This is a genomic window from Streptomyces sp. NPDC111516 (genome assembly GCF_055635345.1).
Map to the genome: position 1 here is coordinate 121523 of NZ_JBVKBV010000014.1, position 13672 is coordinate 135194.

Consider the following 13672-nt stretch of genomic DNA (forward strand, 5'->3'; position numbering starts at 1 on the left):
TCCTTTCCTCGGGCGGGTGCTCCAGGAAGGGCTTCTGCGCGGTCATGGCGGTCGCAAACCGGTTCGGTGGCCGAATGGGATGTCCCTCACATCGTTCGGTTGTGCGGGGCGGCGCCGGCGGGCCTGGTTCAGATGGCGAGGTCCTTGATGATTTTGGCTACGTGGCCGGTGGCCTTGACGTTGTAGAGGGCTCGCTCGACCTTGCCGTCCTCGTCCACGACGATCGTGGAGCGGATGACGCCCGTCACCGTTTTGCCGTAGAGCTTCTTCTCGCCGAAGGCGCCGTATGCCTCCAGGGTCTTCTTGGAGGGGTCGCCGACCAGGGTGACCTTGAGGTTTTCCTTTTCGCGGAACTTGGCGAGCTTCTCGGGCTTGTCGGGGGAGACGCCGATGACGTCGTATCCGGCGCCGGTGAGGAGTTCGAGGTTGTCGGTGAAGTCGCAGGCCTGCTTGGTGCAGCCGGGGGTGAGGGCGGCGGGGTAGAAGTAGACGATGACCTTGCGGCCCTTGTGGTCGGCGAGCGAGATGTCGTTGCCGTCGGCGTCGGGGAGGGTGAAGGCGGGGGCGGTGTCGCCGGGCTGGAGTCGCTCGCTCATGGTTCTCCTCAGGTGGCACGTGGGGTGTACGGGACCGAGCGTAATAGGGGTGCCGCCGGGTGCGTGGGCGGTGGAGCTGACAGACTGTCGATGAAGGTTTACCGGACGAGGACCACGGAGGCGGCGCAGTGTCGGATGCCAGGACCCCTGCGCAGATCGAGGCGGACATCATCAGCAGGCGTGAGCAGCTTGCGGTGGTGCTCGATGAGATCGGGGTGCGGGTGCACCCGAAGACGATCATGGGTGATGCGAAGGCCAAGGCTGCCGAGGCCGTGGACCGGACGGCCGGGCGGGCTTTTGTCGCGGTGAACCGGGCGGTGTCGGATGTGAAGGCGCGGTTCGTGTCGGAGGACGGTGCTCCGCGTCTGGAGCGGGTGGTTCCGGCGGCGTTGCTCGCGGTGGGTGTCGTGGGGCTGCTGGCGGTGTCGAAGCGGCGCCGGAAGAAGTGATGGTGCGGGCCGATTGCTCCGGAGGTGTGTACCCCGGAGGCGTGTGGAGCCGCGGTGGGCAGGTAGGTTGCGGGGCGTGAGCGAGAACACCGACGACAAGCTGCCCATCCGCATGTTGCATGACCGTGTGCTGGTCCGGTCCGATACGCCTGAGGGCGAGCGGCGTTCCGGTGGCGGCATCCTGATTCCGGCGACGGCTGCGGTCGGTCGTCGGCTGGCCTGGGCCGTGGTGGTCGCGGTGGGCCAGAACGTGCGGACGGTGGAGCCGGGGGACCGGGTGTTGTACGACCCCGAGGACCGTGCGGAGGTCGAGGTGCGCGGTGTGGCGTATGTGCTGATGCGTGAGCGGGATCTGCATGCGGTGGCGGCGGACCGGTTCGAGGGGTCGGTGGATTCCACCGGGTTGTATCTGTGATCGGTGTCTGTGGTCGGCGGTAGCGACAGCTGTAGTGGTGTGGGGCCTGGTGACCGGTGTCACCAGGCCCTTTACGTGTTCTTTGCTACGGTGGGGTGACCCCCGACGAGACGCGCCGTACCGGGTTTGCAAAGACGACGCACCCCCTGTTGTTCGCCTGTTCTGTTTCGTCGGAGGTGCCGTCGTGGCGTGGGTTCTGCTGATAGTCGCCGGTCTGCTTGAAGTGGCCTGGTCGATCGGGATGAAGTACACGGAGGGGTTCACCCGGCTGTGGCCGAGCGTGTTCACGGGGCTCGGGATCGTGGCGAGCATGGTGTTGCTGTCCCATGCGGCGAAGACGCTGCCGATCGGTACGGCGTACGGCGTGTGGGTCGGTATCGGTGCGGCCGGGGCGGCGGTTCTCGGCATGGTGGTCCTGAACGAGCCGGTGACCGCCGCCCGGATATTCTTCGTCTGTCTGTTGCTGGTGGCTGTCGTGGGGCTTAAGGCGACGTCGGGTCACTGACGCGGGGTCGTGGGGGCCGGGGGCGGCGTGGGAGCCGCGGGAGCCGTGGGCGGCGGGGGCGGTGCGGGGGCCGGGGTGCCTCGGGCGCCCGGGAGGAAGTCGTAGCGGTCCCTGCCGCCGTGGTGTTCGCCGCGGGGGCCGCCGTTGTCGCCGCCGTGGTCCGGTCCGCTGTTCTGTGGTTCGCCGCCGTTCGGGTTGCCCGTGTCCGGGCCGCCGATGGCGGCTTCGTTGTTTCCGGGGCTCGGCGGGCTGCTGGGCGCGGTGTTTCCGGGATTGATCGGGAGTGTGCCGAAGGGGCCCTGCGACGGTGTTCCGGTCTCGCCGGGGATGGTGCTCTCCGCGGTGGGCGAGACGGTTTCGTCGGCGCCGATTTCGAGGGTGAGGTTGAAGTCCTCGACCGTGGTACCACGCAGCGCGGCTTCGGTGTATTGGGCCCAGGTCTGGGCGGGGGCGCCGCTGCCGTTGATGCGGCCCAGTCCGAGTGCTCCGTAGAGGGGTTTCTGTACGCCGGTTTCGGGGTCCTGGCCCATGACGGCGATGACGGTGGTGAGGTCGGGGGTGTAGCCGGCGAACCAGGCTGCTTTGTCGTCCTCGGCGGTGCCGGTCTTGCCGGCGGCGGGGTGGCCGGCGCCCTGGGCGGCGGTGCCGGAGCCGTTTTCGACGACGCTGCGGAGGATCGAGGTGGTGGTGTCGGCGGCCTCGCGGCTGACGGCCTGTTCGGTGTTCCTGCCGGGGAGTTCCAGGTCCGTGCCGCCCTTGCTGACGTTGTCGACGAGGATGTACGCGCCGTGCCTGCCGTGGTTGGCGAGGGTGGCGTACGCCTCGGTCATGTCGAGGACGCTGGCGGTGGCGACGCCGAGTGCGATGGAGGGGGAGGCGGTGAGGTCGGGGGTGTTCTTGGGGATGCCGAGGCCGACGGCGGTCTGCTCGACCTTGGCGGGGCCGACGTCTTCGGCCATTTGGGCGTAGACGGCGTTGACGGACTTGTCGGTGGCCTCGCGGACGGTGATGGGTCCGTAGCTCTTGTCGTCCTCGTTGGCGGGGGAGTATCCGGTGGGTCCGTTGGGGCCTTCGACCATGCGTTTGTTGGTGCCGTCGTACACGGTGTTGGGGGTGATGGGCCGGCCGTCCTGGGTGGTGGCGTCGGCCGCGACGGCGGAGGTGAAGACGAACGGTTTGAAGGTGGAGCCGACCTGGTAGTCGCGGCGGGTCGCGTTGTTCACGTACTGCTTGGTGTAGTCGACGCCGCCGTACATGGCGACGACGCGGCCGGTGCCGGGGTCGATGGAGGCGCCGCCGACGCGGACGTTGCGGTCGGCCTCGCGGTCGGTGCTCGTCTGGGACATGACGTTGTCGTCGACGGCTTTGACGAGTGCGTTCTGTTTCTTCTTCTCCAGTGTGGTGGTGATCCGGTAGCCGCCGGTGGCCAGGGTGTTCTCGTCGATGACCTTGTTGGTGGTGAGGTAGTCCTCGACGGCCTGGACGACGTAGCCGCGCTGTCCGGAGAGTCCGGTGGGCGGCTTGGCCTTGCCGGGTACGGGGAACTTCATGGTGGCGCGTGTGCGGGCGCCGAGCCACTTCTCCTTGACCATGCCGTCGAGTACGTAGTTCCAGCGTGCGAGGGCGGCGGCCTTGTTCTCGGGGTGGACGACGACGTCGTAGGCGCTGGGGGCGTTGAGGAGGGAGGCGAGGTAGGCGCCTTCGGCGGTGGTGATGCTGCCGATGTCCTTGCCGTAGTAGGCCTGTGCGGCGGCCTGGATGCCGTAGGCGTTGCGGCCGAAGTAGCTGGTGTTGAGGTAGCCCTCGAAGATCTCACTCTTGGATTCCTCGCGGTTGAGTTTGACCGCGATGAAGAACTCCTTGATCTTGCGGGCGACGGTCTGTTCCTGGCCGAGGTAGTAGTTCTTGACGTACTGCTGCGTGATGGTCGAGCCGCCCTGGGTGCCCTTGCCGGCGAGGGTGTTCCAGGCGGCTCGGGCCATGGCTTTGACGTCGACCGCCCGTTCGGAGTAGAAGTCGCGGTCCTCTGCGGCGAGTACGGCGTGCTGGACGGTGAGCGGGACCTGGGCGAGTTCGACGTTCTCGCGGTTGATCTCGCCGGAGCGGGCGAGGACGCTGCCGTCCTTGTAGAGGTAGACGTTCGACTGCGCGGTGGCGGTGGCTTTGGCGGGCGGGATGTCGACGAGTTCGTACCCGGCGATGAAGCCGCCGATCAGGAGCAGGGCGACGACGAGGACGGCGCCGAGGACCATCCGCCAGGTGGGGACGGCGCGGCGCCAGCCGGTGCGTTTGGGCCGTCGGGGTCGCTTGGGCTGTTTCGCGACGCCGTCCTGTCGACCGCCATGTCGGCCGTCCTGTTCGCCGCCTTGTTCTCCGCTGTTGCCGCTGCTGCTGCCGTGGGCGGACGGGTCCCTGGGGGCCCAGTTCCGGGGTTCGTTCTCCCCGCCCGGCTGCTGTGGCTCGTCGCTCATGTCCGTGCAGACTCCTCGGCCGCGGTCAGTTCCCCCATAGTGCCCTTTTCTGGGAAATAAGCACCGGATCGACCGCCGACTGAACTCCCAGAGGCCCGGCCCCGGACACCAGGTGCAGGCCCGTACTCAGCCTGAACCCAGACCTAATTCATGGCACTTCCCTCATGGCGTCCGGTGGCGCGGCGTGGTCGGGTCGCGTAGCTTTGGCCCTTCCCGTGCCCCGCGAACAGTCGTGCGGATTCCTCGGGATGGTGACCCAGCAACGCGTCCACAAGGTCTTGGTGCCGGTCAGCCATGACCATCCAGTCGCCGCTGTACATCGCGCTGGACACGACTTGCAGACGCCACAGGGCGGGTTCGAGCGTTGTCCACGCCTTCAGCAGCATCGAGTTGCCACTGAACGCGCAGACGTGCCGGTGGAAGCGCAGGTCGGCCTCCCGAAATGCGGAGATGTTCCCACGTTCCGCGGCACTGCGCATACGCGTCACCTCCAGCCGCAGTCGCTCCACCTCGGCTGTGGTGAGTCTGCCGGTCGCCCGGCGAGCCGCTGCCGTTTCCAGCAGGACCCGGACCTCTCGCGCCTCCCGCGCCTCCGCCTGCGAGATCTCCGTGACGAAGTGCCCGAGCCGCGGCCGATGGGTGATGAGGCCTTCCAGTGCTAGTCGGCGCACGGCCTCGCGGGCAGGGGTTTGGCTGGTGCCCAGTGCACGTGCCACCTCGGACTCGACGACTCTGGTGCCGGCCATGAGTTCGCCGCTGATGATCCACCCACGTACCGCCTCGTAGACCCGGTCCGACAGGAGTGCGGGCGGCCGGGGCGCGACGGTCACGGGTGCGGGCATTCGCGGGTGGCGGTGCGGCACGGCGTCGCGGACCAGCCTGGCTACGGTCGACTGGGACACACCCAGGCTGGTCGCCAGGCTGCGAGTGCCGACCGCGCGCAACGGTATGACCGCCTCCTCCATGTGTGCGCGGTCCACGAGACGGGGGCGACCGCTGCGCAAACCATCGTCCAGCCCAGCCATCCCCATCTGCACGAACCGCCGCCGCCACTTGCCGACGGTCGCTGCCGTGACGCCGAGGGCATCCGCGACGTCCTTGTTCGCGCGTCCGTCGGCGCAGCCGAGGATCATCCGGCCACGTAGGGCCAGCGTCGGGTTGTCCGCGCTGTCCGCGAGGTCCTGCAGGGCCCGGCGCTCCGTCGCGGACAGCACGAGCGGGGTGGTGGGTCGGCCTCCGTTGGACATGACCGGATATTGCCCTAGCGGCGCCGCCGGGTCCAGGCCTCGGTTCTTCATAGGTTTCGACCGTACGTGGGCACCGTGCCGTCACCTGCTCGGTGACTTGTCCGCGTCGCAGCCGGACACCGGATGCTCGTGTGCCGCGAGCCGCTGCACCCAGCACCCCTACCCGCGAGAAGGGACCAACGCGACATCGCGGGCACAGCATCAGAACGGTCTCAGGGGCGAAAGGGTGAGAGGTTATGTGATGGATTTTCGACTCACGGATGGCCGTCCACCATCTATTCGTTGACATTCTTCGGTGGCCCGCTGCATCGTCCTCCTCACTGACAGCCGATGCCATCGGCCGGTGTCGGCTCGGGTTTCGCTTCAGGCTCAGGCCACTCGGAGGTTCCAATGTCTCGTCCCGCTAGAAGGCGTCTCGGCGCCGTGATCGGTGTCGCGTCGGTGCTCACCGTGTCCGCCTGCGGGGGGCAGGGTTTCACTGATACGTCGAAGTCAGGTTCCTCGGGTGGACAGACCGGTGAGATCCGGATGCTCGTCAACATCACGCCGAACCTCAACAAGCAGTTCTGGCAAGGGCTGGTCAAGCCGTTCGAGGACGCCCACCCCGGCGTGACGGTGAAGATCGAAGGCGGCGCGACACCGGTGAAGCAGGCGCTGCCGCAGCTCCTGGCCGCGGGCAACACGCCGGACGTCGTGGAGACGCTGATGGCCGACAAGACGCTTGCTCAGCAGGCGGTCGACCTGACGGACCAGCCGTGGGTCAAGGACACGCCGCTGGCCGAGGAGGCCAAGGTCGACAACCGGTCCTATTCGGTCGGTGTCGGTGTGCAGGCTCAGTCGCTGGTGTTCTACAACAAGGATGCCTTCGCCGAGGCGGGCATCACGACGCCACCGAAGTCGCTGGACGAGCTGGAAGCCGATATGGGCAAGCTCAAGGGCGCCGGGTACCTGCCGTTGCAGACCGCCGGCGGTCCGTGGGTGACCGGCGCCCAGGCCGCCGAGTTGTCCGACCCGACGGTGTTCGGCGCGAACCCCCACTGGTACCAGGACATCGCGGCAAAGCGGACGACGCCGGGCAAGGCCCTCGGTCCGATCCTGCAGCGCTACTCGAAGTGGCTCGACAAGGGTTACATCGACAAGAACGCCCTCGGCCTGGACGACACCACCGGGCCTGCGAACTTCTTCAAGGGCAAGTCCGCGATGTACATCATGGGCAGCTGGTTCGTGAATGCCGCGGACACGGCGAAGCCGTCGTTCCCGGTGGGCGTGTTCGCCGCGCCGACCGCGCCGGGCCAGGCCTACCCCGGCCCGCAGGGTGTCAGTGTCGCCGCGCCTTACATGGTGATGAAGGCGACCAAGTCCCGCGACCTGTCGACCCAGCTGGTGAAGTACCTGGTGACCGACAAGGACGCCGTTCAGAAGCAGCTCCGTCAGGACGGCGACTTCCGCAAGGGCTTCGGTGACGGGCTCACCCCGTTGGGCGCAGAGGTGCAGTCGATCCTTGACGCGGCACCGGTGCAGGTCCCGCACGTGGAGGGTTTTGGCTCCGACCGCTTGCCCGCGGGCTTCAACGACGAGTGGAACAAGCAGGTGCAGAGCCTCTACACCGGCAAGTCCGCGGCCGATGCGGTCGCCGGGATCGACGGCTGGATGGCTGCGCACCGATGAGCAGCCGTCTCGCGCAGGTCAGGTCACGGCTCACCACGGCGAGCATGGTTCTTCCTGCGCTGATCCTCTTTGTGGCCCTGCTGGTCATCCCGGTTGGTCTCTCGGTGTACCTGAGCATGACCAACTGGGACGGCTACAGTGCCAATCCGGCGTTCATAGGTCTACGGAACTACGCCAACCTGTTCCTCGACAGCGAGGTGCTGGACGCCGCGTCGGTCACTCTCCTCATCGCGGTCGGCGGAACGATCCTGCTCAACGTTCTCGGGCTGGGGTTCGCGATGCTGGTCCACCGGAGGTCACGGACCAACTCGTTTTTCCGGATTGTGCTGTTCTACCCGCACATCCTCAGCGCGTTGGTCGTCGGGTTCCTGTGGAGTGCATTGCTGGGTACCACCGGCGTGGTCAACACCCAAATCACAGAGGCCGGTGGGCAGGTACTGCCGTTCCTGGCCGACCCGACCTGGGCGCGCATGACCCTGATCGGAGTCATCGTGTGGGCCGGGTTCGGCGTCAACCTGGTGCTCTATGTCGCCGGCCTGCAGACGGTGTCGAAGGAGCTGGTCGAGGCGGCGGTCATCGATGGTGCCTCCCGCTTTCAGGTGTTCCGGAATGTCACCCTGCCGAGTCTGGCGCCCGTAGTGACGGTCAACCTGGTGCTGTCGCTGGTGTCCGTACTCAAGACCTATGACCTGGTCGTCTCGCTCACCGGAGGCGGGCCGGCCGGCTCGACACAGACTGCGGCCTACCTGATCCTCAGTCAGTCCTTCGCCAACAGCGCGCTTGGATTCGGGTCGGCGCAGTCGGTGGTCCTCATGGTGGTGACCGGGGTGCTGGCCGTGACCGTCACGTGGCTGCGGTCCAAGTCGGACCAGGCGGTGGCGGAATGAGAAGAGTCAGGCTTGCGTTTCTGAGCGCCGTGTCGGTTTTGATGCTGGTGCCGATGTACTTGCTGGTGGCCAACGCTTTCAAGTCGCAGCAGGACATCGTGGAGCATCCGTTCTCGCTGTCGTCCGACGTGTTGACGACCAGGTACCTGTCACAGGCGCTGCACAACCCGGACTTCGACATCATCCGGGGTTATGCGGTGACGATCCTGTTCGTGGTGCTGGTGAACGTGTTGTCAGTGGTGCTGGCTGGGCCGGTGTCCTATGTGATCGCCCGTCGCCAGAAGCGTCCGTACCGGCTGCTGTTGTTGATGTTCGTTGCCGGAACGTTCATCCCCAGCCAGGTGGTGCTGATCCCGGTGGTCTACGTGTTGAAGTTCCTCGGCCTGATGAACTCGATACCGGGTTTTGTGTTGTTCGAGAGCGTGCTGACGCTGCCGTTCTCGGTGTTCCTGTACGTCGGATTCATCTCCACCATCCCGCGCACCCTGGACGAGGCGGCGATGCTGGACGGCGCGGGCACACACCGCATGTTCTGGTCGGTCATCTTCCCGTTGATGCGGCCGGCGGTGGCCACCATGGTCATCCTGAACACGTTCTCGGTGTGGAACGACTTCGCCAATCCGCAGATCATCCTCGGCCCGGGCAGTGGTCTTTACACGGTCACCACCGGTATCTACGCCGCCGTGGGGCAGTACTCCACCGACTACACCGTCGTCTTCCCGACCTTGCTGCTGGCCGTCGCACCGCCGTTGGTGGCCTTCGTGCTGCTGCAGCGACACATCATCGGCGGCCTGACCACGGGGGCGGTGAAGGGATGACCAGGATCACCGCCACGGAGCCGGCCGGCCCGCCGCCGGCGTGGGCGGTACTGCAACGGCGGCTGTTCGATGTCCTGGACGAGGCGTGGCGGGTCTACCGGGCGAGGTACTGCGAACCGGACGGCACGCTGCGGTACTTCGGGGGGATGGACAGCCGCGACGGCGCGGACGACTTCTACGAGGCGTTCACCGGGTGGCCGGTGCTCTACCGGTTGGGCGGATCGGCTGACCTGCTCGCGGCGGCCAAACAGCATTGGGAAGCGGTCACCGTTCAGTTGGAGAAGCTCGGTTTCATCGTCGACGAGTTCGAACGCGGCTACGACTGGTTCCACATCGGCGAGTCAATGACGTTCTTCTACTCGCTGTGCGCCGCCGACCCCGCCGATCCGGTGTTCCGCGAACGGGCGATCCGGTTCGCGGAGCTGTACCTCCCCGGCTCGCCGTCGGGCAACTACGACCCGGCCACCCGGACCATCCGCGCCCCGCACAACGGCGGGGGCGGGCCGCGCTACGGCATCAGCGATTCATGGCACAGCTACGGCGCCGACCTCAGCGGGATGCGACCCTACGGCCTGCCGCTGGAGGACGTGCCGGGCATCCAGGTCTGGGACGACCTCGCCGACCCCGCCAATGCGCGCCGGATGGGCCAGGCGATGGCCGAACGCCTGGGCCGCGGCGATGTGGCGGTGAACCTGGCGGCGACCAGCCTCGCAGCCAACGCCTGGCTGTACGGCCATGACGACCGTTTCCGCGGTTGGGCGCTGGACTACCTCGGTGCCTGGGAGGAGCGGGCGGCGGCCAACGAGGGCGTCGTCCCGGACAACGTCGGGCCGTCCGGCGCGGTCGGCGAGCTGCACGGCGGTCGCTGGTTCGGCGGCCACTACGGCTGGACGTGGCCGCACGGCCTGCACAGTGTGGGCATGGCCGCATGCGTGGCCGGGCTCAACGGCGTACTGCTGGACCACGACCCGAGCCGGCTCGACCTGGCCCGCCACACGCTCGACCATGTCTACGTCCTGGGCGTGCACGCGTCGGTCGACGACACCGAGATGACCATGCGGGGCCGGTGGACCGCCGAACTCGGCGACGAGACCGCGGTCCCCACCCTGCTCGCGCCGCTTCGGCACGGCATGACCGGGTGGTTCGACTACCAGCCGCCACAACTGACCATGCCGATCTGGCTGTGGCAGGCCGGGCTCGCCGCCGAGGACTGGGACCGGCTGGCCGACCTGCGCCGTCGCAGCGGCTACGACTGGCGCACCGTGCACGACTTCCGCAACAAGGAGGACGCGGGCCACGAGGCGCCATGGCTGGCCTACCTCGCCGGGGACAACCCCGACTACCCCGAGCAGATCCTGCGCGTGGCGCTGTCTCAGGTGCAGCGCAGACTGGACCTGATCGCGCGGGACACGGCTGACCCCGCCGACATCAACATCCACCACTGGCAGCGGCACAACCCGGTCACCACCGAGGCGCTGCTCCAGCTCACCACCGGCAGCCCGCAGGTGTTGTACAACGGCGGCCTGCTGCCCACGCGCGTGGTCTACGGCGACCCGGACGCCGGCCGGCCCGGTCTGCCGCCGGATGTCGCCGCACTGGTCGACGCTGTCGAGTCCGGCCGCACGTCACTCGACCTGGTCAACCTCTCCGGCACGGGCACGCGCCGCGTCATCGTCCAGTCGGGCGGCTTCGGTGGCGACCGGATCGACGAGGTCCGCTACTCCGGAGCGGAAGCCGGATATCCAGGAGCAGCCACCGACTACGCCGCGCCTTGCCGCGGCCGGACGACAACCGCCGTCGCGGTCGGTGAGGAACGGGTCGAGGTGGTGCTGCCACCGGGCAGCCGAGTGCACCTTGACCTGTATTTCACCCCGCGCGCAGGCCGACCGCATCACACCTTGTTCACTACTGAGAGGGCGTCATGACCGTCACATCCGAAGAGCCGACCCCCACCCGGACATGGGACATCCCCGTGCGCGGTGAGACCCCGCCGCCCGCCGACCCGGACCTGGTCCAGCGGCTGCACGGGATCACCGCAGCCACTGCGTGCGCCCGGATGAACTCGCTGGGCGTCCGCCGGACATGGATCGACGGACCGACCGCGCTGACCAAGGGCAGCAAGGTCGTCGGACGCGCCCTGACACTGCAGTTCATGCCGCAGCGGGAGGACATCGCGGACGGCGTGACCCAGGAGTACATCGAGCGCACGACCGCGCTGTGGGCCGTGCTCGACGAGGTCGGGCCTGGTGACGTGCTGGTCGTGGAGGCCCGGGGCAGTCACACCACCGGCTGCTTCGGCGACATGCTGGTCCGCTACTTCAGGAAGCGCGGCGGTGCCGGAATCGTCGTGGACGGCCGGATCCGGGACGTGCCCCGAGTGTCCGAGCTCGACGTGCCGATCTGGTGCACGGGCGCGACGCCGCACTACGCGTCGCAGACCGAGCTGTTCCCGTGGGCCTACAACGTTCCCGTCGCGGTAGGGGGCGTGCTCACGCTGCCGGGCGACTACGTGGTCGCCGACGACGACGGCGCGGTCATCGTGCCGCGTGGACGCGCCGAGCGCCTGCTGGAAGCGGCCGCCGATCACGAGGAATGGGAGGTGTTCAGCCGGATGCGCATCGACCAGGGCGCGCCGCTGCGCGACTACTACCCGCTCACCGAGGCCACTCGGCGCGAGTACGAGCAGTGGCGCGCGGACGGCGGGCACCTGCGGTGAAAACCGTTTCCCTGCCACGTCGTCCGGACGTGACGGTCACCGCGATCGGGTTCGGTGGAGCGCCGATCGGAGACCTGTACGAGCCGATTTCGGACGAGCGGGCCCGCGCTGCTGTCGATGCGGCGTGGGACCACGGCATCCGCTATTTCGACACCGCGCCCCACTACGGGCTCGGCCTGTCCGAACGGCGGGTCGGCGGGGCACTGGCCGGCCGGTCGGGATGGACACTGTCGACAAAAGTGGGCCGCCTGCTCGAACCGGACGGCGCCGGCGGGCTGCACCGGGTTCGCGACTACAGCCGCGACGGCGTGCGCCGGTCGCTGGAGTCGAGCCTGGTGCGGCTGGGTGTGGACCGCGTCGACATCGTGTTTGTGCACGACCCCGACGAGTACTGGGATCAAGCCCGCGCCGAGGCAGTTCCGGCGTTGTGCGAACTGCGTGACCAGGGCGTGGTCGGGGCGGTCGGGGTCGGCATGAACCAGTCGGAGGTGCTCGCCAGGTTCGTTGTCGAGACCGACGTGGACCTGGTCATGTGCGCGGGCCGCTACAGCCTGCTCGAGCAGCCCGCACTCGCCGACCTGCTGCCGCTGGCCCAGCGGCAGCAGGTCGGCGTCCTGGCCGCCGGGGTGTTCAACTCCGGGCTGCTGGCCCGACCGGAGCCCGGCGCCGACGCCAGATACGACTACCGGCAGGCGCCGCCGGATGTCCTGTCCAAGGCGCGCGTGTTGGCAGCAGTCTGCCGGGAGCACGGCACGACTCTGCCGGCTGCCGCGATGTGGTTCCCCTTCGCCCATCCTGCGGTGCTCGGCGTGGTGCTGGGCATGAGTTCGGCCGAGGAGGTGCGGCAGAACCTGGTTCTCGACCCGCCGCCAACCGACCTGTGGCGCGATCTGATTGCCCGTGGGCTGCTCGCCCCCGACGTGATCGTGCCGGAGTGACGTTGCGTACCGATGCTCACCACCATCTGTGGGATCTGGCCCGTCCCCGCCCGTTCCTCGACGGTGCGGCCATGGCGGCCATCCGCCGCGGCTACGGTCTCCCGGAGTTGCGCACCGTGGCCGAGCGATGCGGCGTGGACACGACGGTCTTGGTGCAGACGCTGACCGAGGAGGCCGAGACGGTCGACTTCCTCGGATTGGCCGACGACAGCGCCGGACTGATCGCCGCAGTCGTCGGCTGGAGCGACCTCACCGCTTCGGATGTGCCCCAACGGCTTTCGTCGTTGCGGGCGGTTCGGGGGGGCGAGTTGTTACAGGGCATCCGGCACCCCGTACAGGCCGAGCCGGACCCGTGCTGGTTGGATCGGCCCGATGTCCGGCGCGGCCTCGTCGCCGTCGCGGCGGCGGGCCTCTCCTACGACCTGCTCGTCAAGCAGCCGCAGTGGGATGCTGCCTTGCGCCTGGCCCGCGCGTCGCCCGCCCTGCCGCTGGTCCTTGACCATGCCGGCAATCCGCCCGTGAACGGCGATCTGGATCGGTGGAGCCGATGGCTGGCCGACCTCGCCGCGCTGCCGAATGTGACCGTGAAGCTGTCCGGCCTGGTCACCCTCGGCAGCCGGTCGACCGACCAGCTGCGCCTGATCACCGACCGGATCCTGTCGACGTTCGGGACCGACCGCGTGATGGCAGGTTCCGACTGGCCGATCTGCGAACTGGCAGCCCCGGTGGAGTCGGTCTGGCACATGCACGAGACGTTCCTCCAGCCCCTGACGGCCGGCGAACGGCACGCCGTGTTCAGCGGCACCGCCGAACGTGTCTATCGCACCCGCCGGGCGAGCCCACGAGTAACGAATAGCTGATCCCTGCCCGCGCGGTTGGTATTGGCAGATTCGAGAAATCTTTTCCCGCGTTCCGTATTGGCTTCCTCGGATGTCATCACCAGTCACACGCGTTCAGCCGGC

13 protein-coding genes and 1 riboswitch are annotated in these 13672 nt (G+C 68.0%); of the genes, 10 read left to right on the forward strand and 3 right to left on the reverse strand.

Annotated elements, in window-relative coordinates; genetic code table 11:
• Nucleotides 1–128: 128 nt before the first annotated feature.
• Complete coding sequence (gene bcp / locus ACZ7L9_RS24755; protein WP_471418195.1) at nt 129–596, reverse strand: thioredoxin-dependent thiol peroxidase; 468 nt, start codon at nt 594–596, stop codon at nt 129–131.
• Between the two features lie 128 nt (nt 597–724).
• Here bcp and ACZ7L9_RS24760 point away from each other — a divergent pair, with 128 nt between their 5' ends.
• The 3 genes from ACZ7L9_RS24760 (at nt 725) to ACZ7L9_RS24770 (ending at nt 1965) form a co-directional block, all read left to right on the forward strand.
• Nucleotides 725–1045, forward strand: a complete 321-nt coding sequence (locus ACZ7L9_RS24760; RefSeq protein WP_389987910.1) for a DUF3618 domain-containing protein — start codon at nt 725–727, stop codon at nt 1043–1045.
• Nucleotides 1046–1121: 76 nt separating this feature from the next.
• Nucleotides 1122–1460: a GroES family chaperonin gene (locus ACZ7L9_RS24765; RefSeq protein ID WP_030923137.1), complete on the forward strand. Its 339-nt coding sequence runs from the start codon at nt 1122–1124 to the stop codon at nt 1458–1460.
• Between the two features lie 79 nt (nt 1461–1539).
• Nucleotides 1540–1604, forward strand: a riboswitch (guanidine-III (ykkC-III) riboswitch).
• A 40-nt stretch (nt 1605–1644) separates the two neighbouring features.
• Nucleotides 1645–1965 carry a DMT family transporter gene (locus ACZ7L9_RS24770; protein ID WP_471418199.1) on the forward strand — a complete coding sequence of 107 codons (321 nt, stop codon included), beginning with the start codon at nt 1645–1647 and terminating at the stop codon, nt 1963–1965.
• Here ACZ7L9_RS24770 and ACZ7L9_RS24775 read toward each other — a convergent pair.
• Both ACZ7L9_RS24775 and ACZ7L9_RS24780 read right to left on the reverse strand, forming a co-directional pair.
• Complete coding sequence (locus tag ACZ7L9_RS24775) at nt 1959–4436, reverse strand: transglycosylase domain-containing protein (RefSeq protein WP_471418201.1); 2478 nt, start codon at nt 4434–4436, stop codon at nt 1959–1961. The genes ACZ7L9_RS24770 and ACZ7L9_RS24775 overlap by 7 nt on opposite strands.
• A gap of 143 nt (nt 4437–4579) precedes the next feature.
• A complete protein-coding gene (locus tag ACZ7L9_RS24780; protein WP_471418203.1) occupies nt 4580–5683 on the reverse strand; it encodes a GntR family transcriptional regulator in 1104 nt (367 codons plus the stop codon).
• Between the two features lie 528 nt (nt 5684–6211).
• On the opposite strand from ACZ7L9_RS24780, the gene ACZ7L9_RS24785 reads away from it, so the two are divergent.
• From ACZ7L9_RS24785 to ACZ7L9_RS24815, 7 genes are read left to right on the forward strand one after another with little or no spacing between them, the layout of a single operon-like run.
• Nucleotides 6212–7351, forward strand: a complete 1140-nt coding sequence (locus ACZ7L9_RS24785) for an ABC transporter substrate-binding protein (protein ID WP_471418206.1) — start codon at nt 6212–6214, stop codon at nt 7349–7351.
• Nucleotides 7348–8238: a carbohydrate ABC transporter permease gene (locus ACZ7L9_RS24790; RefSeq protein WP_471418208.1), complete on the forward strand. Its 891-nt coding sequence runs from the start codon at nt 7348–7350 to the stop codon at nt 8236–8238. Before ACZ7L9_RS24785 ends, ACZ7L9_RS24790 begins: the two co-directional genes overlap by 4 nt.
• Nucleotides 8239–8291: 53 nt before the next feature.
• Nucleotides 8292–9056, forward strand: coding sequence for a carbohydrate ABC transporter permease (locus ACZ7L9_RS24795; protein ID WP_471418210.1), 765 nt, complete (start codon nt 8292–8294; stop codon nt 9054–9056).
• Nucleotides 9053–10981 carry a DUF8034 domain-containing protein gene (locus ACZ7L9_RS24800; RefSeq protein ID WP_471418212.1) on the forward strand — a complete coding sequence of 643 codons (1929 nt, stop codon included), beginning with the start codon at nt 9053–9055 and terminating at the stop codon, nt 10979–10981. The genes ACZ7L9_RS24795 and ACZ7L9_RS24800 overlap by 4 nt, the downstream gene beginning before the upstream one ends.
• Nucleotides 10978–11772, forward strand: a complete 795-nt coding sequence (locus ACZ7L9_RS24805) for an RraA family protein (protein ID WP_471418215.1) — start codon at nt 10978–10980, stop codon at nt 11770–11772. The genes ACZ7L9_RS24800 and ACZ7L9_RS24805 overlap by 4 nt, the downstream gene beginning before the upstream one ends.
• Entirely contained in the window at nt 11742–12710 is a 969-nt protein-coding gene (locus ACZ7L9_RS24810) for an aldo/keto reductase (RefSeq protein WP_471418216.1), read from the forward strand. Before ACZ7L9_RS24805 ends, ACZ7L9_RS24810 begins: the two co-directional genes overlap by 31 nt.
• The gene (locus tag ACZ7L9_RS24815; protein WP_471418218.1) at nt 12707–13570 is read left to right on the forward strand and encodes an amidohydrolase family protein; all 864 of its coding nucleotides are present in this window, start codon (nt 12707–12709) and stop codon (nt 13568–13570) included. The genes ACZ7L9_RS24810 and ACZ7L9_RS24815 overlap by 4 nt, the downstream gene beginning before the upstream one ends.
• The last annotated feature ends 102 nt before the right edge of the window (nt 13571–13672 follow it).

Excerpts from the sequence above, each read along its gene's own strand:
- ACZ7L9_RS24800 (WP_471418212.1), top strand. The coding sequence starts at position 9,053 with ATGACCAGGATCACCGCCACGGAGCCGGCCGGCCCGCCGCCGGCGTGG.
- ACZ7L9_RS24780 (WP_471418203.1), bottom strand. The coding sequence starts at position 5,683 with ATGTCCAACGGAGGCCGACCCACCACCCCGCTCGTGCTGTCCGCGACG.
- ACZ7L9_RS24775 (WP_471418201.1), bottom strand. The coding sequence starts at position 4,436 with ATGAGCGACGAGCCACAGCAGCCGGGCGGGGAGAACGAACCCCGGAAC.
- ACZ7L9_RS24795 (WP_471418210.1), top strand. The coding sequence starts at position 8,292 with ATGTACTTGCTGGTGGCCAACGCTTTCAAGTCGCAGCAGGACATCGTG.
- ACZ7L9_RS24790 (WP_471418208.1), top strand. The coding sequence starts at position 7,348 with ATGAGCAGCCGTCTCGCGCAGGTCAGGTCACGGCTCACCACGGCGAGC.
- bcp (WP_471418195.1), bottom strand. The coding sequence starts at position 596 with ATGAGCGAGCGACTCCAGCCCGGCGACACCGCCCCCGCCTTCACCCTC.
- ACZ7L9_RS24785 (WP_471418206.1), top strand. The coding sequence starts at position 6,212 with ATGCTCGTCAACATCACGCCGAACCTCAACAAGCAGTTCTGGCAAGGG.
- ACZ7L9_RS24805 (WP_471418215.1), top strand. The coding sequence starts at position 10,978 with ATGACCGTCACATCCGAAGAGCCGACCCCCACCCGGACATGGGACATC.